22 protein-coding genes are annotated in these 24,038 nt (G+C 72.2%); 10 read left to right on the forward strand and 12 right to left on the reverse strand.

Annotated elements, in window-relative coordinates:
• Positions 1-29: 29 nt before the first annotated feature.
• Positions 30-548, forward strand: a complete 519-nt coding sequence (gene lepB, locus ACQEVU_RS00630) for a signal peptidase I (protein ID WP_433334734.1) — start codon at positions 30-32, stop codon at positions 546-548.
• Positions 549-1,101: 553 nt separating this feature from the next.
• Here the strand turns inward: lepB and ACQEVU_RS00635 are convergent.
• Complete coding sequence (locus ACQEVU_RS00635; protein WP_433318868.1) at positions 1,102-1,929, reverse strand: hypothetical protein; 828 nt, start codon at positions 1,927-1,929, stop codon at positions 1,102-1,104.
• A 56-nt stretch (positions 1,930-1,985) separates the two neighbouring features.
• On the opposite strand from ACQEVU_RS00635, the gene ACQEVU_RS00640 reads away from it, so the two are divergent.
• The 5 genes from ACQEVU_RS00640 (at position 1,986) to ACQEVU_RS00660 (ending at position 7,436) form a co-directional block, all read left to right on the forward strand.
• Positions 1,986-2,216 (forward strand): hypothetical protein, encoded by a 231-nt coding sequence (locus tag ACQEVU_RS00640; RefSeq protein ID WP_433318871.1) that lies wholly within the window; start codon positions 1,986-1,988, stop codon positions 2,214-2,216.
• A gap of 12 nt (positions 2,217-2,228) precedes the next feature.
• Positions 2,229-2,612, forward strand: coding sequence for a TIGR03618 family F420-dependent PPOX class oxidoreductase (locus ACQEVU_RS00645; RefSeq protein WP_433318873.1), 384 nt, complete (start codon positions 2,229-2,231; stop codon positions 2,610-2,612).
• A 62-nt stretch (positions 2,613-2,674) separates the two neighbouring features.
• A complete protein-coding gene (locus ACQEVU_RS00650; RefSeq protein ID WP_433318876.1) occupies positions 2,675-3,394 on the forward strand; it encodes an SDR family oxidoreductase in 720 nt (239 codons plus the stop codon).
• A gap of 122 nt (positions 3,395-3,516) precedes the next feature.
• The gene (locus ACQEVU_RS00655; RefSeq protein ID WP_433318879.1) at positions 3,517-5,007 is read left to right on the forward strand and encodes a hypothetical protein; all 1,491 of its coding nucleotides are present in this window, start codon (positions 3,517-3,519) and stop codon (positions 5,005-5,007) included.
• A gap of 371 nt (positions 5,008-5,378) precedes the next feature.
• Positions 5,379-7,436: a ThuA domain-containing protein gene (locus ACQEVU_RS00660; protein WP_433318882.1), complete on the forward strand. Its 2,058-nt coding sequence runs from the start codon at positions 5,379-5,381 to the stop codon at positions 7,434-7,436.
• A gap of 43 nt (positions 7,437-7,479) precedes the next feature.
• Here ACQEVU_RS00660 and ACQEVU_RS00665 read toward each other — a convergent pair whose 3' ends face one another.
• The 6 genes from ACQEVU_RS00665 to ACQEVU_RS00690 all read right to left on the reverse strand — a co-directional run bounded on the left by ACQEVU_RS00665 (position 7,480) and on the right by ACQEVU_RS00690 (position 14,357).
• The gene (locus ACQEVU_RS00665) at positions 7,480-8,754 is read right to left on the reverse strand and encodes an ABC transporter substrate-binding protein (protein ID WP_433318885.1); all 1,275 of its coding nucleotides are present in this window, start codon (positions 8,752-8,754) and stop codon (positions 7,480-7,482) included.
• An 18-nt stretch (positions 8,755-8,772) separates the two neighbouring features.
• A complete protein-coding gene (locus tag ACQEVU_RS00670) occupies positions 8,773-10,344 on the reverse strand; it encodes a methyl-accepting chemotaxis protein (RefSeq protein WP_433318888.1) in 1,572 nt (523 codons plus the stop codon).
• An 80-nt stretch (positions 10,345-10,424) separates the two neighbouring features.
• Positions 10,425-10,928, reverse strand: coding sequence for a sugar ABC transporter substrate-binding protein (locus tag ACQEVU_RS00675; protein WP_433334736.1), 504 nt, complete (start codon positions 10,926-10,928; stop codon positions 10,425-10,427).
• Positions 10,823-11,347, reverse strand: a complete 525-nt coding sequence (locus ACQEVU_RS00680; protein WP_433318891.1) for a sugar ABC transporter substrate-binding protein — start codon at positions 11,345-11,347, stop codon at positions 10,823-10,825. The genes ACQEVU_RS00675 and ACQEVU_RS00680 overlap by 106 nt, the downstream gene beginning before the upstream one ends.
• A gap of 53 nt (positions 11,348-11,400) precedes the next feature.
• Positions 11,401-13,923, reverse strand: coding sequence for a putative bifunctional diguanylate cyclase/phosphodiesterase (locus tag ACQEVU_RS00685; RefSeq protein ID WP_433318895.1), 2,523 nt, complete (start codon positions 13,921-13,923; stop codon positions 11,401-11,403).
• A gap of 101 nt (positions 13,924-14,024) precedes the next feature.
• Positions 14,025-14,357 (reverse strand): ArsR/SmtB family transcription factor, encoded by a 333-nt coding sequence (locus ACQEVU_RS00690; protein ID WP_433318898.1) that lies wholly within the window; start codon positions 14,355-14,357, stop codon positions 14,025-14,027.
• Positions 14,358-14,574: 217 nt separating this feature from the next.
• Between ACQEVU_RS00690 and ACQEVU_RS00695 the strand changes: the two genes are divergently transcribed.
• Positions 14,575-16,293 (forward strand): SulP family inorganic anion transporter, encoded by a 1,719-nt coding sequence (locus ACQEVU_RS00695; RefSeq protein ID WP_433318901.1) that lies wholly within the window; start codon positions 14,575-14,577, stop codon positions 16,291-16,293.
• A 44-nt stretch (positions 16,294-16,337) separates the two neighbouring features.
• Positions 16,338-17,741, forward strand: a complete 1,404-nt coding sequence (locus tag ACQEVU_RS00700) for an NAD(P)-dependent malic enzyme (protein WP_433318904.1) — start codon at positions 16,338-16,340, stop codon at positions 17,739-17,741.
• Here ACQEVU_RS00700 and ACQEVU_RS00705 read toward each other — a convergent pair.
• On the reverse strand, positions 17,738-18,424 hold the full coding sequence (locus ACQEVU_RS00705) for a gamma-glutamyl-gamma-aminobutyrate hydrolase family protein (RefSeq protein ID WP_433318907.1): 687 nt from the start codon (positions 18,422-18,424) through the stop codon (positions 17,738-17,740). The two genes, ACQEVU_RS00700 and ACQEVU_RS00705, sit on opposite strands and share 4 nt — an antisense overlap.
• 204 nt (positions 18,425-18,628) lie before the next feature.
• Between ACQEVU_RS00705 and ACQEVU_RS00710 the strand changes: the two genes are divergently transcribed.
• Complete coding sequence (locus ACQEVU_RS00710; RefSeq protein WP_433318909.1) at positions 18,629-19,369, forward strand: hypothetical protein; 741 nt, start codon at positions 18,629-18,631, stop codon at positions 19,367-19,369.
• Positions 19,370-19,435: 66 nt separating this feature from the next.
• Here ACQEVU_RS00710 and ACQEVU_RS00715 read toward each other — a convergent pair whose 3' ends face one another.
• Genes ACQEVU_RS00715 through ACQEVU_RS00730 form a run of 4 tightly spaced genes read right to left on the reverse strand, consistent with a single transcriptional unit; the run spans position 19,436 to position 22,770 of the window.
• Entirely contained in the window at positions 19,436-20,101 is a 666-nt protein-coding gene (locus ACQEVU_RS00715; protein WP_433318912.1) for a response regulator, read from the reverse strand.
• Positions 20,080-21,198 carry a sensor histidine kinase gene (locus ACQEVU_RS00720; RefSeq protein ID WP_433318915.1) on the reverse strand — a complete coding sequence of 373 codons (1,119 nt, stop codon included), beginning with the start codon at positions 21,196-21,198 and terminating at the stop codon, positions 20,080-20,082. Before ACQEVU_RS00720 ends, ACQEVU_RS00715 begins: the two co-directional genes overlap by 22 nt.
• On the reverse strand, positions 21,198-21,722 hold the full coding sequence (locus tag ACQEVU_RS00725) for a hypothetical protein (protein ID WP_433318917.1): 525 nt from the start codon (positions 21,720-21,722) through the stop codon (positions 21,198-21,200). Before ACQEVU_RS00725 ends, ACQEVU_RS00720 begins: the two co-directional genes overlap by 1 nt.
• A gap of 40 nt (positions 21,723-21,762) precedes the next feature.
• Positions 21,763-22,770, reverse strand: coding sequence for a hypothetical protein (locus ACQEVU_RS00730; RefSeq protein WP_433318920.1), 1,008 nt, complete (start codon positions 22,768-22,770; stop codon positions 21,763-21,765).
• A gap of 241 nt (positions 22,771-23,011) precedes the next feature.
• Here ACQEVU_RS00730 and ACQEVU_RS00735 point away from each other — a divergent pair, with 241 nt between their 5' ends.
• Positions 23,012-23,680, forward strand: a complete 669-nt coding sequence (locus ACQEVU_RS00735; RefSeq protein WP_433318923.1) for a VOC family protein — start codon at positions 23,012-23,014, stop codon at positions 23,678-23,680.
• Positions 23,681-24,038: the final 358 nt, after the last annotated feature.

The following is a 24,038-nucleotide window of genomic DNA, read 5'->3' on the forward strand; positions in this document are numbered from 1 at the left end:
CGATGCTCGGCAGAATCCGCCGGGTGAGGATGACGACGGCGTTGCTCCGCGCCTCGGCGACGGCGGCCGCGCCGGCGCGCGTGCTCGCCGGATGTGGCTCGCCGAACGGTGCGACGCGTTATCGCGTGGACGGGGACAGCATGGCGCCGGCGCTGAAGGCCGGCACCACGGTGACCGCCCAGCCCGTGCCGAAGTCGGGGTACGCCGCCAAGCGCGGCGACATCGTGGTGTTCCACGCCCCGTTGTCGTGGCCGGGCGGCAAGGCGGACGTGCGCATCAAGCGGGTCGTCGGCCTCGGCGGCGAGACGGTCGCGTGCTGCGATGACCAGGGCCGGGTGGCGGTGAACGGCGCGGGGCTGCCCGAGCCGTACGTGGGCGAGAACGCCCCGCTCGACCGCACGGTCCACTGTGGAGGCCGCCGCTTCGGGGAGGTTCGGGTCCCGGCCGACCAGCTGTTCGTGCTGGGCGACTCGCGCGCCGTCTCGGTGGACTCGGCCTGCAATGGCCCGATCCCGGCCTCGTCAGTCATCGCGGTCGTTGCTGCTTAGCTCACGCGGCCCGGCGGGGACGCGGCGCTACTCACCGCTGCGACGTACCTTCCGCATCAGCATCGACCACACGCCGGCGCCGGCTCCTCGGTCTCCGGTCATCACGGTGACGCCCGCCCCCAACAGCGTTGCTCGTGAGCATTCGGCGCATACTTTCCGGCCGAGAATGCTTTCCTGCAACGGCTCCTTGACTCGGCGCTCGCAGCTTTCGCATGTGTAGGTGGAAAGCCCCATCAACGCACCTCCGGCTCGCCTTTGTCGACGATTCGCTTCGGGCTATCTCAGTCTACCGGCCGATCACCACCGTCGTTGTCCCGCGCACGACGCCCCGGCGGTGGTGATGAGGCTGCGCGGGTGGAGCACGAAGCGGTCGAGGTGGCTGTCGCTCGGATGATCGAAGCGGTGGAGGCGGCTGTCGCTCGGATGATCGAAGCGGTGGAGGCGGCTGTCGCTCGGATGATCGACGCGGCCGGCGAGGAGAGCGGCCATCCACGATGGCCGCTGGCGGCACGGATCATGGGCGGGCGCGCGTCTGCTGCGAACGGCGGCAGCGTCACGCGGCCGCCGTCTTGCTCGGCTCCTTGCGCATCGCGTCGTGGGCCAGGCGGGCGAACGTGGCGCCGGCGCCGTTGGGCGAGCCGGGTGACAGCCAGCGCAGCGTCTGCAGTGCCGGCCGGGCGGGGCGGTCGGCGGGCTCCGCGGCATCGACGAGCAGCAGGCAGTGCTCGCCGGCCGGGATCGTCTCGCCGTCCAGCACGACGGCCTGCGTCGTAACGCGAAGCCAGCCGAGGCTTCGGCTCGGCTGCGGGGCGGTGTGCGTCGCGTCCCAGGCGGCGGCCGTCAGGGCGGTCACGAGCGCGGACACCTCGTCCAGCGACACGCGCTCGCGCCCGAGGCCGCGCCAGAACAGCAGCTCGTCGAGCACGGTTTCGGTGCCGCTCGGCGAGCTTGCGCGGGCGCGCACCGCGAAGCCGACCGCCTCGTGGAGCACGGCCATCGGGGTTGCGGCGCGCGCGAAGTCGTTGTCGCGGGTGCGGGACGCCTCGGCCGAGCGGGTCACCGCGGCGCGCAAGGTGGCCGGCGGGATGCCGACCACGGACGCCACCAGGTCTTCGACGTCCGCGGCGGGCGTGAACCGGCGGGACCACTGCAGCCGGGCCTGCGCCACGGTGCTCGGCCACACCATCCGCAGCAGTGCGCGGGCGCGGGCGTCGACGGGGGGTGCGCTCGAGCCGAAGCCCTCGACCAGCGTGGTCGCGTCGGCGAATGTCGCCGGGTCGTAGCAGGCCTGGCCGACGGCGGCGTCCCCCGCGATGATGCGGACGCCGGAGACGGGCCGGGGCAGGTTGAGGAACGGGCTGAACAGCACATTCGAACGCATGTACGAACCCTATCACTCCCCGGCGGGGCCGTGGGGGAGTGGGAGGATGACCCGCGATGGAGGCGTATGTCGAGCGGCCGCCGCGGGCGGAGTTGGCCGGCGTGGTGCGCACGGTGTGGACTCAGCGCACCGCCGAGAAGGCCTACGTGCAGCGAAGCCTGCCCTCCGGCGGGGTCGAGATCGATGTGCCCACCCGGCTCACCGAGGAGACGGGCTTCGAGCCGGCCTGCGACGTCGCCGCGGCGGTCGCCGATTACGTCGCGTGGCGCGCCGACAACCCCCGCTGAAGGAGAACCGCCATGCTCGACCCCGAAGTGCGCCGCGTGCTCGACGGCGTCTCCATCGCCCACCTCGCCACGATCCTGCCCGACGGCGCGCCGCACGTCGTCCCGGTCTGGGTCGGCGCCCGCGGGGAGCACATCGTGTTCCTCACCGGGCCGGGGATGCGCAAGGCCCGCAACCTGCGCCGCGACCCCCGCCTGGCGCTGTCGATCGCGCCCGTCGACGACCCGTTCACGCCGGTCGCCATCCGCGGGCGGCTCGTCGAGTGGCTCGAGGGCGACGAGGCCTGGGAGATCGTCGATGCGCTGTGCATGAAGCACACGGGTGGGCCGTACGCCCGCGACCGGGAGCGCGTCGTGGGCGTGATCGAGCCCGAGCGCCAGCGGGCCGGCGTCGGCTGAGGCGGCGGTCTCACCCTCCAAGGTGGACGGACGGGCGCCGCGCCGTACCTAGGCTGAGGCGCATGTCGGAACTGGCCGGGCAGGTCGTGGTCGTGCTGGGCGGCAGCGGCGGCATAGGGCTCGAGACGGCGCGGCGCGCCCGGGCGGCCGGCGCGGACGTCGTCATCGTCGGCCGCGACCCGCAGCGCCTGGCCCGCGCGGCCGACGAGGTCGGCGCCGCCGCCACCGCGGCCTTCGACGCCACGGATCCCGAGGCGCTGCAGCGGTTCTTCGCGGGCCTGAGCGACCCGGTCGACCACGTGATGGTCACCGCCGGCGGCAACTACTACGCCCGCCTGGCCGACCTCGATCTCGACCGGGCCCGCCGCCTCGTCGAGGAGCACCTGTGGCTGCCGCTGCACCTGGCCCTCGCGGTCACCGGGCGCCTGCGGCCCGCCGGCTCCCTGCTGTTCATGGGCGGCACCGGAGGCCGCCGGCCCGGTCCCGGGCTGCTGCTGCCCGGCGCGCTGACCGCGGCGATGCCGGCGCTCGTCGCCAACCTCGCTATCGAGCTGGCCCCGGCCCGGGTCAACCTCGTCGCCGCGGGCTTCGTCGACACCGAGCTGTCGGCGCGCCTCCTCGGCGACGACCTGGAGCGCCGCCGCGAGCAGCTGCGCACCATGCTGCCGATCGGCCGCGTGGTCGGCCCGGCCGACGTGGCCGCCCTCGCCGTACACCTGATGGCCAACACCGCCGTCACCGGCGCGACCTATGACATTGACGGCGGCCAGCAGCTGGTCTGAAAAGTTTTCGGACTTTTGCTTGCGCTTAAATCTCTGGCACAGCCTGTCACAAGCATTGACGTTCGACAATTGAGCCTGCCACCGTGCCGAAAAGGATTTCGGCTCTGGAGGGGAGCTCAATCATGCGAAGATCCGCCCGCATCGTCATCGGTGCCGTGGCCGCCCTCGGCCTCATCGGCGCCGGCATCTTCGCCGGTACCGCGTTCGCGGGGGACCGGGCCGTGCTGCCGGCCAACGAGCCGGCGAAGGGGCTCGTGTACGACGGGCTGCAGCGCCGCGCCGCCGGGCCCTGCGGTCCGGGCCTGCTCGAGGTCAAGGGCACCAGCCCCGTCATGTGCACGCACGGGCCCGACGCGCCGCCCGCCGGGCTGTCGGTCAAGTCGCGCGTGCCCGCGTTGGCCGCCGCGCCCGCGTCCGCCGCCGCGGCCGTGCAGTCGCTCGCCGTGTGCGAGGGCGACAGCACCAGCGGCCGGCGCGTCGAGGTCCTGTACGTCCACGGCTCGACCAGCCGCTACACGCAGTACCTGGAGACGTTCCGCTCGCTGGCCGAGGGCGTCGACACGATCTTCAACGAGAGCGCGAAGGAGACCGGCGGCGAGCGGCACGTGCGGTACGTGACCGAGACCGTCAACGGCGCCTGCCGCCCGGTCGTGCGCGACGTGCAGATCGCCGACTCCGCCCTGAACGCCAACGACTGGGCGCCGCTGCTCAACGCCGTCAAGGCGGCCGGGTACACCCGCACCGACCGCAAGTACCTGCAGTTCGTCGACGCCAATGTGTACTGCGGCATCGGCGGGCTGGCGGGGGACACCCGCAAGAGCGACGCCAACCGGTCGAACACCGGTCCGGAGTACGCCCGCGCGGACAACGGCTGCTGGGTCGCCGGCGTCGCCGCGCACGAGCTCGGCCACACGCTCGGCGCGGTCAACAACAACGCCCCGAACGCCTCCGGCTTCGGGCACTGCACCGACGAGTGGGACGTCATGTGCTACAAGGACGACCCCAGCGTCACGGTCCGCACGGTGTGCGCCGACCGGTCCCACGACGACCGGCTGGACTGCAACCACGACGACTACTACAACACCAACCCGCCGGCCGGGTCGTACCTGGCGCAGTACTACAACGTGGCGGACAACCTGTTCCTCATCAAGGGAACGGGCGGCGGCGGCAACCCGCAGCCCGACGCCAACCTGGCCCGCTCGGCGACCCCGTCGGCCTCGTACACGTCGCCGTGGGAGTCGGTGGCGGCCATTAACGACGGCATCGACCCGCCGTCGTCGAACGACACGGTGAATCCGCGCTGGGGCACGTGGCCCAACAGCGGCCAGCAGTGGGCCGAGCTGCAGTGGCCGAGCGCCCAGACGCTGAAGCGGGCGCAGGTGTACCTGTTCGACGACAACCAGGGCATCGACGTGCCGTCGAGCTGGAAGCTGCAGTACTGGACCGGCTCCGCCTACGCCGACGTGCCGGGCGCGAGCGGCTACCCGGTCACTGCCAACGCGTACATCACGGTGACCTTCACCCAGGTCGGCACCGCTCGGCTGCGGGTCGTGCTGCAGTCCAACGGCGTCAGCTCGGTGGGCCTCCTGGAGGTCAAGGCCTTCGCGGCCTGAGGCGCTTCGCGTTGCCGAGTCGAGCAGGGTCACGGCGATCGTGGCCCTGCTCCTTGTTATGCGATCTTGCCGCCTGGCTTTCAGCCAACTAGCGGGAAACTTTCGTCAAAACAGACGAAAGTTAGTTAGAAGTACCACTTACTTTTGTACTGCGATACGATTCGCCGAACCGATCGATCGCTCAGCGTCATCGTTCTCTCACCCAACACCCCACACCCCCGGACGCCTCAGGCAGCGACTCGACGAGCGAGCCACCCGCGCCTCGCTCGTCGAGTCGTGCCTGCGCGTCCCATCACGGAACTGGAAGGACCTGCATGTCCAGTCAACGATTAGGCGTATCCGCCCGCACGGCCGGCGAACCCGGTCGACGTTTGCTCCGCGGCCTGGTCGCCTTCGCTCTGCCGGCCGCGTCGGTGTCCGTCGGGTCGCTCGTCCTCGCCGCCTCGGCCTGGGCGGCGCCGACCAGCACCCCGGCCACGCTCACCCCGGCGGTCGCGACCGGCACGAACAACTGGTACCGGGGGCCGGTCACGCTGAACCTGTCCGCGACCGACGGTTCCGGCGGCGTACAGCGCCTGGAGTACCGCCTCGGCAACGCGGCGCCCTTCCAGACCGCGGTGTCCGCCGGCGCCCCCTACCCGGGCACGCTGGCCGGGTCGGTGCAGATCACGCAGCAGGGCTCCACGACGGTCGGGTACCGCGCCGTGAGCGGTGACAACTCGGTCGAGGCCACCCGCACCATCACCGTGCGGATCGACACCGTCGCCCCGGTCGTCAGCTGGCCCGGCATCGTCGCCGGGAAGGTGGGCCACACCGCCACGCTGATCCCGACCCGGACCGACCCCGCTCCCGGCTCCGGCGGCGTCTTCATCCAGAAGATGTGGATCGACCAGACCGAGACGACCCCGCTGCCGGTGCGCACCTCGACCCTGTCCACGGGCGCGCACACGATCAGCGTGGTGGCCAGCGACGCGGCCGGCAACGCGGCGCGGTTCGACCAGACGTTCGTGGTGACCACGTCGTTCGGCGAGCTGGGCACCCTCCTCGACGGCTTCGCGACCGCCGGCACGATCGATGCCGGCCCCGCGGCCGACCTGCGCGCCAAGCTGGCGGAGGCGGCGAGCCTCGCCGAGGCGGGCAACGCCAACCAGGCGAAGCGAGCCCTCAACCAGTTCGTCGCCGCCGCGCAGGGCGCGACGAAGCCCGGCCCGGTCCGGGACACGCTCGTCGGCGACGCCCGCTACCTGCAGCAGCAGGTCGCCGGCGAGCTGCCGGCCGACCCGGAGACCGGCATGATCGTCACGCCCGCCGTCGGGCCTGACCCCATTCCGGCCGCCGTTCCGCTCGCAGCGTCGACCAACTTCCCCGGGGCCAAGTTCCGGGTCCTGTACTTCTCGGCCACCAAGGGCTTCCGGCACGACCACATCCCGGACTCTGCCCTGCTCGTGCAGCAGTGGGGTCAGCGGTACGGGTTCGACGTCGACATCTGGGACCCGCGCCTGGCCCCGGCGTCGCTGGCGAGCACGCCGTTCACCTCGGGCGCCGACCTCGCGAAGTACAAGACCATCATCTTCTCCTCGCCGGTCGACGGGACCAACGCCAACAGCCCGGCGAGCGCGGACGCGCTCAACGCCGCCGAGCTGGCCGCGTTCCAGGAGTACATCCGGGCCGGCGGCGGATACGTCGCGCTGCACGGCGCGTCCGACGCGATTCACAACGTTCCCTGGTACCGCGACCTGGTCGGCGCGTGGTTCACCAACCACCCGGGCGGTCAGAACGGCGAAGGCACCTGTGGCAGCTGCATCAACGTGCGGGTCAACACCGAGGACGCCACGAACCCGGCCACGGCGCACCTGCCGAAGACCTGGCTGACCATCGACGAGCTGTACAACTTCGACCACAACCCGCGGGCCGAGGTGCACACGCTGCTGAGCCTCGACGAGGAGTCCTACCGGCGCAGCCTCAACAGCGGCAACGCCGCGAACAACCCGCTGCCGCTGATGGGCGGAGACCACCCGATCGCGTGGTGCCAGGAGTACGACGGCGGCCGTGAGTTCTCACTCATTCTCGGCCACGACCGGGCGCAGTACGGCCGCGACCCGTTCACCCAGATCCTGCTGGCCGGCATCAACTGGACGGCCGGGCAGATCGACGCCAACTGCTCGACCTTCCGGCAGACCCGTACGTTCATCACCGCCGGCGCCTCGGCCGGCACCCTGACGCCGGAGTCCGCCGCGGCCGCCGCCGCACTGCTCGACGACGCCCAGGCGGCCTACCTGCGGCAGGACTACAACGCCGCCGGCACGTCGCTCAACCGGATCACCGCGATCGCCGGTTCGCCCGCCGCGGGCACCAGCGAGGCCCGTGGCGAGCTCGACCGCCAGGTCCGCCAGCTGCGGAGCTGGATGTCGTCCCTGAAGAAAGCCTGACCCGTGTCGCCGCCGGCCCACCCCCGTGGGCCGGCGGCCCACGCTAGACCGCCTTGCGCTTGGCGGCGGCGACCGCCTGCTGCCAGGCCTCGTCCGCGGAGATCTTGCCGGCCACGTAGGCGTCCAGGGCCGCCTGCGTGGACTCGGCGACCGGCCGGTGGCGCACGGCGACGTACATCGGCTGGATCTTCATTGCGCCCTCGCCGAAGATCCTGCCGACCGGCGCGTCGCCGAAGTACGGGTTGGTCAGCGCCAGGAAGCCCGGGTCCTGCAGCGACTTCACGTCGGACGGCAGGGCGCCGACCGCCTTGAACGCGGCGACGTGGCTGGGCGGCGAGGTGAGGAACATCGCCAGGTCGGCGGCCTCGCGCGGATGCTTGCTCTGCACCGGCACGGCGAGGAACGAGCCGCCCCAGTTGCCGCCGCCGCCCGGTATCGCGGCCACGTCCCACTTGCCCTTGTTCTGCGGGCCGCCGCCGTCCTCGATGATGCCCAGCATCCAGCTCGGGCAGGCGGTGGTGGCGAAGGTGCCGTCGCGGAAGCCGGCGTGCCACGCGTCGGTCCAGGTCACGATCTTCGAGCTGAGGCCGGCCGCGACGATGCTCGTCGCCTCGCTCCAGGCGGTCTTCACCGCCGGGCTCGTCTCGATGATGAGCTTGTCGTTGCGGTCGAAGTACGTCAGGTTGTCGTTGCTCGCCGCGGCCTGCGACATCCCCGCGATCAGGATCTGGTCGGGCGAGTCGACGAACGCCGCGCCCGTGTTGGCCGCCTTGAACTTCAGGCCGGTCTGCCGGAACGCGTCCCAGGTCGGCCACAGCTTCGAGACCGAGTCGCGGTCGGACGGCAGCCCGGCCTTGGCGAACAGGTCCTTGCGGTAGCACATCGCCAGGCCGCCGATGTCGGTCCCGAGCCCGACGATCTTGCCGTTGTCGAGGGTGCCCTGCGCCCACTTCCAGGGCAGGAAGTCCGCCTGCATCTTTCCGGCGCCGTACTGCGCGAGGTCGACGAAGCTCTCCGCCTGGCCCTTGTAGAAGGGCATGACGCCCTCCTCCATCGCCACGACGTCACCGGCGCCGCTGCCCGCCGCGAGGTACACGTTGAGCTTCGGCCAGTACGCGTCGAGGTTCTCGACCACGCGGCTCTTGATGGTGATGCCCGGGTGTGCCTGCTCGTACTGCTTGAACAGGTCGTCGTAGCCGAACTTGCCGAACGTGTCGACGGTCAGCGTCACCTTCCGGTCGGGCGCGGAGATGCTCTCGGTGCACCCCGAGGCCGCCATGACGGCGGCGAGCGCCAGCCCCAACACAATCCTTGCCATTTCGGTACCCCCAGCCGATCAGATGCGGAACCGGGCGACCATGTGCTGCAGGTCGCCGGCCAACGCCGCGAGTTCGGCCGCGGACCGCCGGTTGTGCGAGGACGAGTCGGCCGAACTCCGGGCGGTCACCGTCATCGCCTCGATGTCGTGTGCGATCTCGGTACTGCCGGTCGCCGCCATCGAGACGTTGCGGCTCATCTCCAGGCTGGTGGCCGACTGCTCCTCGACCGCCGCGGAGATGGTCGCCTGGAAGTTGTTGACGTGCCCGATGATCGACGTGATCGAGGCGATCGCGGACACCGCCTCCTCGCACTCGGTGCGGATCGCGCCGACCTGCTGCGAGATCTGCTCGGTGGCCCGCGCGGTCTCCTGCGCCAGGTCCTTGACCTCCCCGGCCACCACGGCGAAGCCGAGCCCGGCCTCCCCGGCCCGCGAGGCCTCGATCGTGGCGTTGAGCGCGAGCAGGTTGGTCTGCTTGGCGATCGACGTGATGATCTCGACGATCTGCGTGATCTGCTGGCTGGACTCGCCGAGGCGCGCCATCGTCCGGCTCGTGGACTCGGCGACGTCGACCGCCTGGCTCGCCATCTTCGTGCCTTCGAGGGTCGTCGAGGCGATCTCCCGGATCGAGATGCTCATCTCCTCGGCCGCCGCCGCGATCGTGCCGATGTTCTCGGACACCGACGACGCGGTCGCGGTGGCCCGCTCGGCCTGCGCGCTGACGTGCTCGGCCCCCACGCTGAGCGCGTCGCTGCTCGTGCTGAGCTGGCTCGAGGTCCCGCCGAGTACTTCGGAGCTCTTCGCGAGCGCCGACACGGTCTCGCGCAGGCTGCCGGTGGCGGTGTTCACCGACTCGGCGATGGCCTGCAGTTCCCGCGCCGACTGCTGGGGAACCGACTGCGTCAGATCCCCGTCCGCCACGGCCTTCAGCACCTCGGACACCCGCGACAGCGACCGCGCGATCATGCGGGAGATGAAGATGCCGATAGCCAGCGCGGCGAGCACCCCGATCGCGATGCCACCGATGGCGATGTTGCGCGCCCGGGAGTACGCGTGCGTCGAAACGGCCTGCGCGGCCCGCGCGTCGGCCTGCTGCGCCCGCACGATCCGCTCCAGGCCCGCCCCGAGCCGGATCGCGATCGACTCGAACGCCTCGGCGTCGCCCGGCACGGACACCCCGGCCGGCGCGGCGGCACCGAACACGAACGCATCGCGCACCTGCTGGAACTGCTTCCACTGCTTCGTGAAGTCGGTCGCGGCGGCGCGGGTCGCCGCGCTCGCGGCGCTGTCGCCGTAGTCCTGCAGGGCCTTGTCCATCACCTCGTCGGACGCGGCGACGGCCGCCTTCGTCCGGGCGGCGGCGCCTTCGCCCTGCGCGGCCAGCGACCACAGGTTCTGGAACATGAGCGCCTCGGCGGCCCGCACCCGCTGCAGCGCCTCGTCGCTGGCGCTCTGCGCGACCCGCAGGTCGTCCAGGTCGCCGCTCAGCTTGGACATCTGCTGCAGCGAGAGCAGCCCGACCCCGGCCGCCGCGAGTGCGACGACGAACAGCGCGGTCAGAATCCGCCCGAGAATGGAGAGCCCAGCCACGTGCACCGTCCTGCCGTCCGGGTCTTTGTCAGCCCGCTAATCGGAGCGCGACGCCCGGACCTGAGCACTTCGCCGCCCGGCTACCTGAAGGCGTCCACGTTGGCCCTGGTGACCATCTCGGTGCCGGTGTCGATCTTCGCCGGCACCGCGCGGCCGCGGGCCACCGAGACCGCCGCCTCGACGCCCATCGAGCCCATGCGGGCCGGGAACTGGGCCACGGAGCCGGCCTGGTCGCCGGAGCGGATGGCGGCCAGCTCCTCGGTGCTCGCGTCGAAGCCGACCAGTGTGACGCTCGAGCGCCGGTTTGCCGCCTTGACGGCCTCGAGCGCCCCGACCGCGGGCGGGCCGCAGGCGCTGTAGATGGCGGCGACCTCGGGGTGGGTGGCGAGGATGTCCTGAACGGCGTTGAAGCCCTTGGTGCGGTCGCAGTCGGTGGCCACCTCGGCGATGACGTCGAAGCCGGCGCCGAGGCCGTCCTTCATGCCGGTGACCCGGTCGTCCAGCGACGGGTTGCCGAGCCGGCCCTGCAGCACGGCCAGCGCCGCGCCGCGCGGGAGCCGCCCGGCGAGCCAGGCCCCGGCCAGCCGGCCGCCGGCGAGGTTGTCGGTGGCCACGACGGCGGACTTGCCGGTCCAGCCGGGATGTCGTTGTCGACCAGCACGACCTTGATGCCGTGGGCGATCGCCTTGTCCAGCGCGCTCTGCACGTTGGGGCTCGTCGGCGTGATCGCGATGGCGTTCACCTTCTTGGCGATCATGTCGTCGACGAATCCGATCGCGCTCTCGTCGTCGGTGCCGCTCTTACCCTGGCCGAAGACGACCTCGACGTCGTCGTGCGCGGTGTCGTACTGGCGCACCGCGCCGACCATCGTGTCGTAGAAATCGCCGGGGAACTTGGTGATGAACCCGATCCTGACGGTGTGCGACGCCGGCGGCGCGCTCTCCACGCTCTGCGTGCAGCCCGCGGTCGAGAGCAACGCGGTAAGCACGCCGACCACGGGCACCGGGACGCCTCGCATGGCTCCGTTCTAGCATGATATTTCCCAGCAAAACGGGCTTATGCGGCGCCAACGATCTCGCCCGCCGTCGCCCGCCGCATCGCCTCCGCGGCGGGCGCGGGTGGCGCCAGATGGCGGCCCTGCGCGAAGGGGCAGCCCAGCCGCTCGAGCCGCTCCAGCTGGGCGGCGCTCTCCACGCCCTCGGCCACGATGTGGATGCCCAGCGCGCGGGCCAGGCCGACGAGGAGCCCGACGATCGCCTCGGCGGTCTCGTCCGCGCCGAGGCCGGCGATGAACGACCGGTCGATCTTGATCACCCCGACCGGGAAGCGGCGCAGGTACGACAGCGACGAGTAGCCGGTGCCGAAGTCGTCGATCGCCAGGTGTACGCCGAGAGCCCGCACCGCGTCGATCGTCGCCCGCGTGGCGGCGGTGTCGGCCATGATCGAGGTCTCGGTGATCTCCAGCCAGAGGGCGCCCGGCTCGAGCCCGGACTCGGCGAGCGCCGCGGCGACCGAGGCCACGAACCCCGGCTCCCCGAACTGCCGCCCGGACACGTTGACCCCGACGCTCAGCCCGTCCAGGTCCGGCCGCTCGGCGCGCCAGGCCGCGCCCTGCCGGCACGCCCGCGCGAGCACCGCGGCGCCGAGCGCGCCGATCAGCCCGGTCTCCTCGGCCAGCGCCACGATCTCGCGGGCGTCGACCATGCCCCGGTCCGGGTGGTCCCAGCGCACGAGCGCCTCGAAGGCGACGACGCGCCCGGCCGCGAGGTCGAACACCGGCTGGTAGTGCACCTCGATCCCGTCCTCGTCCAGCGCCCGGCGTAACTCGGCCTGCAGCTCCAGCCGGGACTCGATCGCGCTGTACATCTCGTCGTCGAAGACCTCCACCCGCCCCCGGCCGCGCTCCTTGGCCCGGTACATCGCCAGGTCCGCGTCGCGCAGCAGCTCGTCCGGCGACGAGGTGCGCGCGCCGTCGGCGAACGCGATGCCGACGCTGCCGCCGACGCCCACCTCCCGCTCGCCGTTCTGGGTGGTGATCGCGATCGGCCGGCTCACCTCCTCGACGATGCGCTCGGCGACCGCGATTGCCTCGTCCGGTCGCTGCAGTCCCTCGGCGATCACCAGGAACTCGTCGCCGGCGAGCCGCGCCACCAGGTCGTCCGGCCGCATCGTGCGGGCCAGCCGCTCCGCGACCGTGCGGAGCACGGTGTCGCCGGCCGGGTGGCCGAGCGAGTCGTTGACGATTTTGAACTTGTCGAGGTCGATGAAGAGCACCGCCATCGGCGCGCAGTCGCCGCGCCGGGTCCGTTCGAGCGCCTGCTCCAGGCGCAGCAGCACGGTGGCCCGGTTCGGCAGCCCGGTCAGGGTGTCGTGGCTGGCCTGCCGCCCGAGCCGCCGCGTGGCGACCTCGGTCCGGGCGACGGTGTCGTTGAGCGCCCGCGCGACGAATCCGATCTCGTCGCGGGTGTCGACGCTGACGCGCCGGGTCAGGTCGCCCTCCGCGACGTCGCCCAGCGCGGTGACGATGCGCCGGATCGGCGTCGCCACCGAAAGATAGAAGCCGACGAAGAGGTACACCGCCAGCACGCACGCCAGCCCGGCGCCGTACTGCACCTGTTCCTTGCGCGTCGTGAGCGTCGCGATCCGCGTCTGCAGCAGCCGGTCCAGCGCGGTGGCCGAGTCGGTCGCGAAGTACGTGGCCTCGGAGCGCACGCTGTCGGCCCCGTTGGCGAACGCCGCACCGACCCGCCGCCCGGCGACGGTCTCCTGCAGCTGCCGCACGAAGGCCCCGCTCACCACGTTCAGCCGCGCGAAGTGGCTCTCCACGGTCCGCCGGACGGTGCCGTCCCCGGTGCGCGCGGCCACGGTGCGTGCGTCGCGCCTGATGGCCTGGTGGGCGCTGGACACAACGCCGCTGTACACCCCGAGCTCGATGAACGCGTCGGCGTCCGGCGACAGCGTGCGCGAGTCGGCGAACGCCGCCCGATCGGTGGCCCGCCCGACCGCGTCCAGCAGCGAGGGCAGCTCGTTCTGCACGATCTGCACGAGGTAGTACGCGTCCAGCCCCGGGTCGTGGGTGAGACCGGACTCGTCGCCGACCTTGACGATGAACGCCAGCAATGCGTCGGCGGCGGCGTCGTACACCCGGATCCGATCCAGCGGCTCGGCCGTGGAGCTCCCGGCGGCCTCGATCGACCGCCGCACCGAGCGCCAGTCCGCGCTCGTGCCGAGCCGCCCCCCGAGCCGCTGATCGAGCCGGTCGACGTCGGCGAGGTCGGCCCCGGGGTCCGGCCGCGCGGTCCCGCCGGACAGCACCACCTCGTGCCGCGCGTTCACGAGGTGCGTGGTGAGCACCGTGAGCGGCTCGATGAACTGCACGCCCTGCCGCTCCAGGGACGTTGCGCGGATCACCTGGGCCTGCTCGCCGACGTACAGCACGGCCACGGACAACAGCGGCACCAGCAGCACCAGCCCGACGACGACGAACTTCTGCGCGTAGCGGAGCAGCCCGACGAGCGCGGCGGCCGGTCGGAACGCGAGCGCGACGGCCCGACCGGCCGCACGAGCAAAGACCGCCACGAGCCCTCCCAAGCCACCACCGACGACGTAGCGGACATCGGCACCGGCCCCCGGCCCTCAAGGAATCCCGCGCCGGCGCCTGGGGCCGGGTCGCGAGCCTTCTACTCGGGGCGGGCCTGGAGCTCGACCAGCAGGCCGTCGCGGTCGGTGAGCAGCGAACTGAGGATTTTCCGGCCCACGGCGAGCAGGTCCGCGATGTCCGGGGTGCTCAGGGCGTACATCACCAGGGGGCCGTCGCGGTAGGTGGTGACGATCCCGGCCCGGCGCAGCACAGCCAACTGCTGGGAGAGGTTGGACGCCTCGACCTCGATCTCGGCGAGGAGCTCACGAACGGGGCGAGGCCCGTTCTGCAGCAGCTCGAGGACCCGGATGCGCACAGGGTGGCCGAGCGTGCGGAACATCTCCGCCTTCGCTTGGTACAACGGCACCGACACCTGCGCGCACCATCCCTCGTTCGCGTGGGGTCGCGAAGCCGCTGCATCCTCGATGCCTCGGCGCGCCTTCGCGACCACGCTGCCGGGTTTCTGGCATCAAAGGCTAGCAGCCGGCGGGCCGCGGAGGCGGGTGCGCCGACCGCGCCAGTGCCATGAGTTGAAGACTTTTGCAACTGATAAAGTCTTCGCATTGAAGTGACGCTGGGACTGGGGTGGCATGCCGATCCGCACGAAAACCGTCCGCGGCGCCGCGGTACGCATCGTTGGCCTGCTGCCACGGCGCCGGGACTGGGCCGCCGCCCGCCGCGCCCCACGGAGGGACCTGCTGGCCGGCCTGACCGTCGCCGTCGTGGCCCTGCCCCTGGCGCTGGCGTTCGGCGTCACCTCCGGGCTCGGCGCGCAGGCCGGGCTGGTCACCGCGGTCGTCGCCGGCGCGGTCGCCGCGGTGCTGGGCGGGTCGAACCTGCAGGTGTCGGGTCCGACGGGGGCGATGACGGTCGTCCTGGTGCCGGTCGTCGCCCGGTTCGGCGGCCCGGGCGTGCTCATGGTCGGGGCCATGGCCGGTGCCATCCTCGTGGTCCTCGCGGTGCTCCGCGTCGGCCGGTACGTGCGGTACCTGCCGACTCCCGTGGTCGAGGGGTTCACCGCGGGAATCGCCGTGGTCATCGCACTGCAGCAGGTCCCGGCCGCGCTCGGGATTCTCGACGCGCACGGCGGGAAGGTGTGGGCCGTCGCGGCCGACGCGGCCGTGCGGTTCGCCGCCCACCCCGACCCCACCGCACCGGCCGTCGCGATCGGCGTCGCCGCCGTCATGCTGCTGGGCGCGCGGTGGCGGCCGCGGCTTCCGTTCTCGCTCATCGCGGTGGCCATGGCCACCGCGCTGGCCGACCTCTTGCGCCTCGACCTCGCCCGGATCGGCAGCCTCCCCACCGGGCTGCCGCCGCTGTCGCTGGGCTTCCTGGACCCGGGCGCGTTCGCCACGCTCCTGCCCTCCGCGCTCGCGGTGGCCGCGCTCGCGGCGCTCGAGAGCCTGCTGTGCGCCACCGTCGCCGACGCGATGAGCGTCGGCGAGCAGCACGATCCCGACCGGGAGTTGTTCGGCCAGGGCGTGGCCAATCTCGTGACGCCGGTGTTCGGCGGGATTCCCGCCACCGCGGCGATCGCGCGCACCGCGGTCAACGTCCGCGCCGGCGCCGGCTCGAGGCTGGCGGCGCTCACCCACGCCGTGGTCCTGGCCGGCATCGTCCTCGCCGCCGGCCCGCTCGTCGCCGGCATTCCCCTGGCCGCGCTGGCCGGCGTCCTGCTGGCCACGACCGTGCGCATGGTCGAGGCCGGCTCGCTGCTCGCCCTGGCCCGGGCCACCCGCCGCGACGCCCTCGTGCTGGCGCTCACGTTCGCCGTGACCGTCGCCGTGGACCTGGTCACCGCCATCGCCGTGGGCGTCGGCGTCGCCGTGGTCCTCGCGCTGCGCGCCGTGGCCCGCACCGTCCGCATGGAGCAGGTACCGCTCGATCCCGCCGATCACTCGGCCGAAGAGCTGCGGCTGCTCGCCGAGCACATCGTCGCCTATCGGCTCGACGGCCCGCTCTTCTTCGCCGCCGCGCACCAGTTCCTGATCCAACTGTCCGACGTGAGCGACGTGCGGGTCGTGATCCTGCGGATGTCCCGCGTCACGACCATCGACGCCACCGGCGCCAGCGTCCTCGGCGACGCCATCACCCGCCTGCGCCGGCGCGGCGTCACCGTGCTCCTGTCCGGCATCGCCGACCACCACGACCGGGTCCTGACCGCGCTCGGCATCGCCGACCGGCTGCGCGAGGCCGGCCACGTCTTCCCCGATACACCGAGCGCCATCAGCTACGCCCGCCACCACCTCCAGCACCGGCCGCCGACCGAGCACCCCGACCACGCCACCACGCCCGTTGCCGGGTTGTGATCGGGCCTGTTGCTGTACTCGTAAATTGCTAAAATCTGCAATTGATGAAATCCCCAGCTGGAACCGGGCGCGACCGGGACGGTGACCGGGTCACCGCAACCCTCACCGTGGAGGCCGACACGCCCGAGGCCGCCGTCGCGGCGCTGGACTTCATCGAACCCGGCTGGACCGTGACCGCACTGCCGGCCCAGCGGCCCGAGCATCAGCAGCTGCTGATCGAGGTCGCCGACGAACGGCAGCTGCACCGGCTCTGCCACGCGGCGAGCCGGCATCGCCGGGTCATCGCCTACACGGACCGGCTCTGGCGCATGTCCGCCGGCGGCCGGATCACCACGCGGCCCCGGCACCCGGCCCGCACGGGCGACGATCTCGCGCTGCTGACCCCGCCCGGCACCGATCGCCTCGCGGCCGCCATCGCCTCGCGGCCCGGCACCGCGGCCGACGTCACCGGCCGCCCCAACCGCGTGGCCGTGGTCAGCGACGGCAGCGCACTGCCCGGCCTGGGCCGCCTCGGGCCGCTCGCCGCGCTGCCGATGCTGGAGGGCAAGGCCGCGCTGCTCGCGCAGCTCGCCGGCATCGACGCCGTGCCGCTCGCCCTCGACACCGACCAGCCCGACCGCATGGTCGCCGCGATCCGGGCCGTCGCGCCCACCTTCGGCGCCGTCAACCTCACCGGCATCTCCGCTCCGGCGTGCTTCGACGTCGAACGTCGCCTGCGCTACGCCCTGAACATCCCCGTGTACCACGACGAGCAACACGGCACACCCGTCGTGGTCCTGGCCGCCCTCCGCAACGCGCTGCGCATCACGGGCAAGCAGCTCTCCACGGCCCGCATCGTCGTCATGGGGGCCGGTGTCACCGGCATCGCCGTGACGCGGCTGCTGCTGTACGCCGGCGCCCACGACGTCACCGTCTGGACCCGCCACGGCATTCTCGGCCCGCACCTGGCCGGGCTGCCCGCCCACACCGCGTGGCTGGCCGGCTCCACCAATCCCCGGCGTCTGCGCGGAGACCTCGAACAGGCCCTCACCGCCGCCGACGCCGTCATCGGGCTCAGCGCCGCCGGCCTGCTCAGCCCCCACCTCATCGCCGCGATGGCGGCACCACCGATCGTCTTCGCGCTCGCCCGGCCCGAGCCGGAGATCCAGCCCGAAGACCTCGCCGGCTCGAGCGCGATCATCGCGACCGCCCGCCGCGAGTACCCGAACCACATCAGCGACCTGCCGGCCGCCCCCGGCACGCTCCGGGGCCTGCTCAACGCCCGGGCATCAGAGGTCACCGCCGCCGCACTCCTGGCCGCCGCCGACGTCCTCGGCGGCCTGGTCGGCGACGAACTGCTCACGCCCAGCCGCCTCCTGCCGGAGGCGCTGCACCCGGCGCTGGTGCCCACCATGTCGGCCGCCGTCGCCGCGGTCGTCTCGTCTCACCAGCCCGGCCGGTTGGCCTAGGCGGCCATCGCCGTGGTGAAGGCTTTCATCAACGTGGCGAGTTGCTCGGGATCGCCGTCGGGGTCCTCGGGGTGCCATTGCACGCCGAGCGCCCAGCCTGCGGTGCCTTCGAAGGCCTCGACGATTCCGTCCGACGCGGTCGCGCTGACCGTAAGGCCGGCGCCGACGGCATCGACGGCCTGGTGGTGACCGGAGCGGACCTGCAGCTGCACGGGCCCGTAGATGCCGCCCAGCAGCGTGCCCGGGATGATCTCGACGGTATGCGTTGTCATCGTCGAGTTGTCCGACTCGACGTTGTGCATCGTCCCGGGGCCCAGATCCTGGATCAGCGACCCGCCGGCGGCAACGTTGAGGACCTGCATGCCGCGGCAGATCCCCAGAATCGGTACACCGGAGTCGAGGGCGGCCCGGGCCAACCCGAGCTCGAAGGCATCGGCGGTGGCGTCGAGGCCATAGAGGTTCTTCACCCGGCGCTGCTGTCCGTAGGTGGCGGGATCCAGGTCGCCGCCGCCGAGGATGAGGACGCCGTCCGCGTCGCGCACCAGCTCCGCCGCATCGCCGTCCGGTCGGGCAGCGTCAACGAACCTGACCTCCGCCCCGGCCGCTTCCGCTGCTGAGGCCGCGTTCTTCGCGAGGGTGTGCAGGAACTGCCTGAGCCAGTCGGAGCTCCGCGCCGCATCCATCGAATAGGACGCAACGAGCCGACCCCGACGCCTCGCGGCAGCTGCCGGGGCGGACTCCGACTGAGGCATGACACTCCTTGGACCTGGACCGGAAGCCGAAACCTACAACATTTCGGAGACTGCCGGAACGGGGCGCTGATCGGGTCACAGAGCGCGATCGATCGGCCGATTTGGGCCGGGTGAGGCCGCATTAACCTCAGGCGCATGGGTGAGCTGGCGGTTGCCGACGGTGATCGGGTGCGGTTCGGCGGGATCTCGTCGCGGGCGTACGAGCACCCGGCCGACGGCGCAGCCCTGGGCGCGCTGCGCAAGCTGCACGGGCTCGACACGGCTGTCAAGAAGTTCCAGAGCCTGTTCCCCGAGCGGCTCATCCGCATGGAGCACCTCGGGGCGGCGGTGCGCACCAGCGATCGGCAGTTCGGGCGGCTGCACGCGATGGTGCGCGACGCCGGCGGCTCCCATCTGCACGAGATGGACATCGACGAGTTCATGCTCCAGGCCGCGGAGTACTCGCGGGTCGGCGATGTACGCGACACCGTGGCCCGGGTGATGCTGGCGCGCGAGGCGACGCACCCGCTTGTCGTGGTGCGGGTCGCGGAGCTCGACGGGTGGGCGCGCGGTGAGCAGTACGCGGCGGCGCTCGCCGGCGACTACCCGCTGCGTGACGAGGACCGCGCCGCGTCGCTGACGCAGGACGTGCGCGCGTCCGCCGTCGACTACGGCCGGCAGCTCAAGAACGCCACCGCGCCGATGCTGAGCCGCGGCGCGGCGTTCGGCCGGCGGGTGGTCGGCCGCGGCAGGGACGAGCCGGCGGCGATCGAGGCGCCGCCACCGGCCTGGCAGGCGGCGCCGGTCTGGGAGGAGGCGCCCGCGTGGCTGACGGCGCCACCGGCCGAGCTGCCGCCCGACTCGCCGTCGTGGCCGGCGGCGCCGCCCGTGGGCTGAGGCGGACCTCGTCGCCGGCCTCGCCGTCGGCAGCGAGGCGCCCGCGGGGATCACGCCGCGGGACGGTCAGGAGGCCAGGCCGTTGCGGTAGGCGTAGGCGACCGCCTGTGCGCGGTCCCGCGCGCCGGTCTTCGCGAACAAGTGGTTGATGTGCGTCTTGACGGTCGCCTCGCTCACCATGAGGTGCGCGGCGATGTCGGCGTTCGACATGCCGGTCGCGACGAGCTGGAGCACCTCCAGTTCGCGGTCGGTGAGGCCGTCGGGCGGCGGGCCCTCGCGCACCGGGCCGTCCGGCGGCAGCAGCTCCAGCAACCGGTGCTGCACCTCGGGGGCCAGGTCGGCCTGGCCGGAGGCCACCCGGCGCAGTGCCTGCACCACCTGGTCGGCGTCCGCGTCCTTGGTCAGGTACCCGCGCGCGCCGGCCCGCAGGGCGGCCAGCATCTCGGCGTTCTCGGCGAACGTGGTCAGCACCACGATCTGGGTGCGCGGGTGCTCGGCGCGGATCCGCCTCGTCGCCGTCACGCCGTCGCAGCGCGGCATGCGCAGGTCCATGAGCACGACGTCGGGATCGTTCTCGGCGACGGCGGCGATCGCCTCGTCGCCGTCGCTCGCCACGGCGACCACCTCGATGCCGTCCATCAGGGACAGCATCAGCTTCATGCCGTCGCGGATCACCCGCTGGTCATCGGCGATCACCACGCGGATGGTCGTCACCTCGGGATCGTCAGCCACACCCGGTACCCTTCGCCGTCATCGACCGGACCCGCGTCCAGCTTGCCGCCCAGCAGTTCGGCGCGCTCGCGCAGCCCGGCCAGACCGTAGCCGGTGCCGGCGTCGCGCAGCGCCGAGTGCATTGCGGAGCCGCCGTCGCACACCTCGACCTCGACCTGGTCCGGGGTGTACGCGAGCCGGATGCGCACCGCGGCCCCCGGTGCGTGCTTCCGGACGTTCGTGAGGGCCTCGCGGACGGTGCGCTCGACCGCGAGCCCCGCCTCCGGGGTGAGCGGCTCCGGCGTGCCCTCGATCGTCAGCTTCGCGCTCGCGCCCTGGGCCAGCTCGCGGACCGCGTCGGCGGTCGGCCGGGTGTCGCCGCGCAACGAGTACACGGCCTGGCGGGTCTCGTCGAGGCCCTCGCGGGCGAGCTTCTGCGCCTGGTCGATCTGCTGGAGCACCGCCTCGGCCGGCGCGCCCCGCAGCATCAGCAGGCGGGCGCTCTGCAGGCCGACGATCTGCGCCGAGAGCGTGTGGGCCAGGATGTCGTGGATCTCCCGGGCCAGGCGGGCGCGTTCGGCGTACACCTGCGCCCGGGCCTCGGCCTCCCGGGCGGCCTTCTCGCTGGTGAGCAACCGCTCCGCCTGGTCGGCCCGCTGCCGGGAGGTGCCGACAACGGCCCCCAGTACCGCGAACCCGGTGCACCCCGCGAGCAGCGGGACGATCGCCGTCGGGTTGCGCAACTCGGCGATCAGGGCGCCGGCGCCCGCGGTGAGGAACGCGAACGGCACCGCGATCGCCAGCGGCAGCACCGCGAGCGCGACCGAGATGGCGATGCCGGCCGGGAGCCAGCCGGGGGAGGACGGGTCGACCACGTACAGGGCGTGACCGCCGGCCGCCATCACCAGCAGGCCGATCACGCGGTGCACGGGCTGGTCCATCCGGGCCCGCCAGCTGTACGCCGCACCGGCGAACGCGACCGCCGTGCACAGCAGCGCCACCCACCGCAGGTGGGCCGGCACCACGACGACGGCGGCGACCGCGTACGCGACGGTGCCGACGGCCCGCCCGATCACCACACCGGAGGCGTTCGGACGGAGCCGTCGGAGCCACGACATCAGACGGATTCCCTTACGAGGGCGGATTCCTCGACGAGAGCAGGGGTCCGGCCCTGAGCCGGCGAGAACAGGCCGGCGCGCCGGGCGAGCAGCACGTTCTGCATGCCGAGGGTCACGGCCACGAACACCATCGCCTCGCCCATCCCTTCGTGTGCGCCGAGCTTTGCCGCGAGGAGGAACAGTGCCATGCGTACCGCGATCGTGGCGACCCACAACGCGCCGGTGCGCCAGGTTCCCTCGCACATCGGCCCGGTCTCGGTGTGCCAGACCCGCAGGGTGGCGGCCCGCGCGAATCCCATGGCGACCGCGAACGCGACGCCGGCGGCGAAGAAGCCGATCGCGACCACCGAGTCGAGACGGTAGACCATCCGGTGGTCGGCGAGGATCGAGAGGGCCACGAACCAGACCGGCAGCACGACGAGGCCCCGCGGGGTGACCGCGCGCCGCCGGACCTGGCGGCTGATCACGAAGGCGGCGAACGCCACCCCGATGCCGATCGCGGCGAGGATCTGCACGTTGCTCATGGACGGAAACCTTTCTCGGGTCGTTTTCCCTGGTACGGCGTCAGGCCGCGACGAGCGCAGGGGCGGCGAGGCCCGTGGCGACGGGTTGTCCGGCGGCCGGGTGGTGGCTCTTGATCCGCTGGTACACCCGGAAGGCGAGCACGGCCCCGGCGAGACCGAAGGTCACGTGGCTGACCATGTCGAGCACCAGATCCGTGGTGGTGACACCGTTGATCATGAAGCTGTGCCAGGCGTACGTGAACACACCGGCGACGGCAAGCGCAAAGCGGTGCCAGTGCCCCCAGTCGGCACGCTTCGCCCAGCGAGACACCAGGACGGCGAGGACGGCGACCGCGGCCGGCCCGGCAACCAGTCCGGAGTACCACGGCAGGAACGTGATGCCCATGAACAGCGCGCCGGCGACCGCGCCCGCCAGGAACACGAGCCAGGGGCGCGCGGCGGTGCCGGGTGCGACCGCGGACGGGCGGCGGGGCAGGACGAACGCGGCGGCGACCAGGGCGGCGGCGATCGCGGCGGACGAGAGCATCTGGGCCGGGGAGGCCAGGAAGCCGTTGCTCATCCCGTACGAGATGGCGAAGAAGACCGCGCATCCGACGACGAACAGGGCGCTCGTCACCCACAGCCCGCGCCGGCCCAGCCAGGGCTGCGTCCGGCGCGGCCCGGTCGCCTCCTCGACCAGCGCGATCGGCGTGCCCACGCTCCACAGCACATGGATGCCGAGCACGTACGGCGTCCAGAGCCCGCCGATGCCCAGGAACGGGATGTACGCGTACTGGAGCAGATGCTGACCGACGTAGTTGGGGTTGAACAACGACTCGGTGAGCAGGCCCTCCTCGATCACCGCGAAGGCGAGCCCGAGTATGAGCATCGTCGGCCAGCCGCGACCGGTCCGCCGGGCGACCTCGCGGATCAGCAGAGCGCCCCCGCCGTACATCGGTGCGAGCGCGACGATGGCCGGCAGCAACACGATGGGCATGTCGCCGAGGAGGAACTCCGCGATGAACGGTGCTACGAAGAACAGAGTGACGACCGGGGCCATGCGGCGCATCGGACTCTCCTTTGCGAACCGGGGAACGTCGATGTCCCAGACGCTAGGGCGCACCGCCCCCCGGTCGCGTCGGCGTCAGAATTGATCCACGGCGTCCACCCGTGGGTGGAGACGCGGGCATCGGGTGGAGACGACGGATCCGGCGGTCCGGCCGGGGCGTTCGTGCGTCCGCCCGTCACGGCTTGGCGGCAACTGCGATGGCCCTGCGGTCACCCGCAACGTGTGCCGGTACCTTCGTGCAGTGCGACAACAAGTTGAAGCGTTGGTGCCCGTGCTCTACGTCGCTGACGTGGACCGCGCGAAGGAGTTCTACGCGCTGTTCGGGTTCGCGGAAACGAGCAGCGGCAGTGACGGTGCGTCACGCTGGCTGTACCTGCACGCCGGTGAGCTGACGATGCTCATCGCCGCGGTGCAGCCGCAGCTCATCACCGTCGAGCTGCCGTTGCTGATCTACATCTTCGTGGACGATCTCGACACGACGATGCGGCAGCTCCAAGCGGCCGGGCACACCGTCGACCTGGCCGGATATCCGGACCATGCGCCGGGCGGCGAGGCGCGTACCAAAGACCCGGACGGCAACGTGGTGCTGTTCGGCCAGCGCTCGGCCGTTGCCGAGGACCAACGCCGCCAGCCGACCGGGGCGGAGGCCCGGTTCTCCCTCATCCGCCGGGCCGCGGAGGCCATCGAGCAACGCGGCGGCGCGCCGGAGCGCTGCCAGATCGGCCAGCCGAACGGCGATGCGTGCAGCGAGCCGGCCGAGGTGAAACTGACCGACTCGTGGGGCGATGCCGCCTGGTCATGCGCCTCACACGCCGAGGAGACGCTCCTTCGGGCGCGGGGCGCGTTCATCGCGATCGAGGACGGCGAGGGCCTCGGCCCGTTCCTGCGCCGGCGCCGCGCGGCCCGCTGATCCGGGCGTACTCCATCCAGCGCTCGCCTGAATGCGGCATGAGCGGATGCCACCGGAAGGCGACGGAATGAGCGAAAGAGGGCCGTCTATACGCGATAGTAGCTATCGGCCTGGCGAGGCGTCATGTGGGGGCGCGGCGCCGTACGGTCGATGCTGCGGGGGCCTCGATCCGACCCGGAGATCGCCGCACTCCTGACCATCGTGGACGCGCAACTACGCGTCTTGCGCAGCATCCTGGTTTACCTCGAACACCGCGGCGTTCCCGGCATTGAACTCGCCGGACCGTATGCTCAGCTCGACCAGTTGCACGCCCCCATCGCCGAGGCCAATACCCGGCTCCTGCCGCCTGAGCCGGACG

The organism is Dactylosporangium sp. CA-139066 (assembly GCF_050936175.1).
In the GTDB taxonomy this organism is placed as follows: Bacteria; Actinomycetota; Actinomycetes; order Mycobacteriales; family Micromonosporaceae; genus Dactylosporangium.

Excerpts from the sequence above, each read along its gene's own strand:
- lepB (WP_433334734.1), top strand. The coding sequence starts at position 30 with ATGACGACGGCGTTGCTCCGCGCCTCGGCGACGGCGGCCGCGCCGGCG.
- ACQEVU_RS00635 (WP_433318868.1), bottom strand. The coding sequence starts at position 1,929 with ATGCGTTCGAATGTGCTGTTCAGCCCGTTCCTCAACCTGCCCCGGCCC.
- ACQEVU_RS00640 (WP_433318871.1), top strand. The coding sequence starts at position 1,986 with ATGGAGGCGTATGTCGAGCGGCCGCCGCGGGCGGAGTTGGCCGGCGTG.
- ACQEVU_RS00645 (WP_433318873.1), top strand. The coding sequence starts at position 2,229 with ATGCTCGACCCCGAAGTGCGCCGCGTGCTCGACGGCGTCTCCATCGCC.
- ACQEVU_RS00650 (WP_433318876.1), top strand. The coding sequence starts at position 2,675 with ATGTCGGAACTGGCCGGGCAGGTCGTGGTCGTGCTGGGCGGCAGCGGC.
- ACQEVU_RS00655 (WP_433318879.1), top strand. The coding sequence starts at position 3,517 with ATGCGAAGATCCGCCCGCATCGTCATCGGTGCCGTGGCCGCCCTCGGC.
- ACQEVU_RS00665 (WP_433318885.1), bottom strand. The coding sequence starts at position 8,754 with ATGGCAAGGATTGTGTTGGGGCTGGCGCTCGCCGCCGTCATGGCGGCC.
- ACQEVU_RS00695 (WP_433318901.1), top strand. The coding sequence starts at position 14,575 with ATGCCGATCCGCACGAAAACCGTCCGCGGCGCCGCGGTACGCATCGTT.
- ACQEVU_RS00700 (WP_433318904.1), top strand. The coding sequence starts at position 16,338 with ATGAAATCCCCAGCTGGAACCGGGCGCGACCGGGACGGTGACCGGGTC.
- ACQEVU_RS00705 (WP_433318907.1), bottom strand. The coding sequence starts at position 18,424 with ATGGATGCGGCGCGGAGCTCCGACTGGCTCAGGCAGTTCCTGCACACC.
- ACQEVU_RS00710 (WP_433318909.1), top strand. The coding sequence starts at position 18,629 with ATGGGTGAGCTGGCGGTTGCCGACGGTGATCGGGTGCGGTTCGGCGGG.
- ACQEVU_RS00720 (WP_433318915.1), bottom strand. The coding sequence starts at position 21,198 with ATGTCGTGGCTCCGACGGCTCCGTCCGAACGCCTCCGGTGTGGTGATC.
- ACQEVU_RS00725 (WP_433318917.1), bottom strand. The coding sequence starts at position 21,722 with ATGAGCAACGTGCAGATCCTCGCCGCGATCGGCATCGGGGTGGCGTTC.
- ACQEVU_RS00730 (WP_433318920.1), bottom strand. The coding sequence starts at position 22,770 with ATGCGCCGCATGGCCCCGGTCGTCACTCTGTTCTTCGTAGCACCGTTC.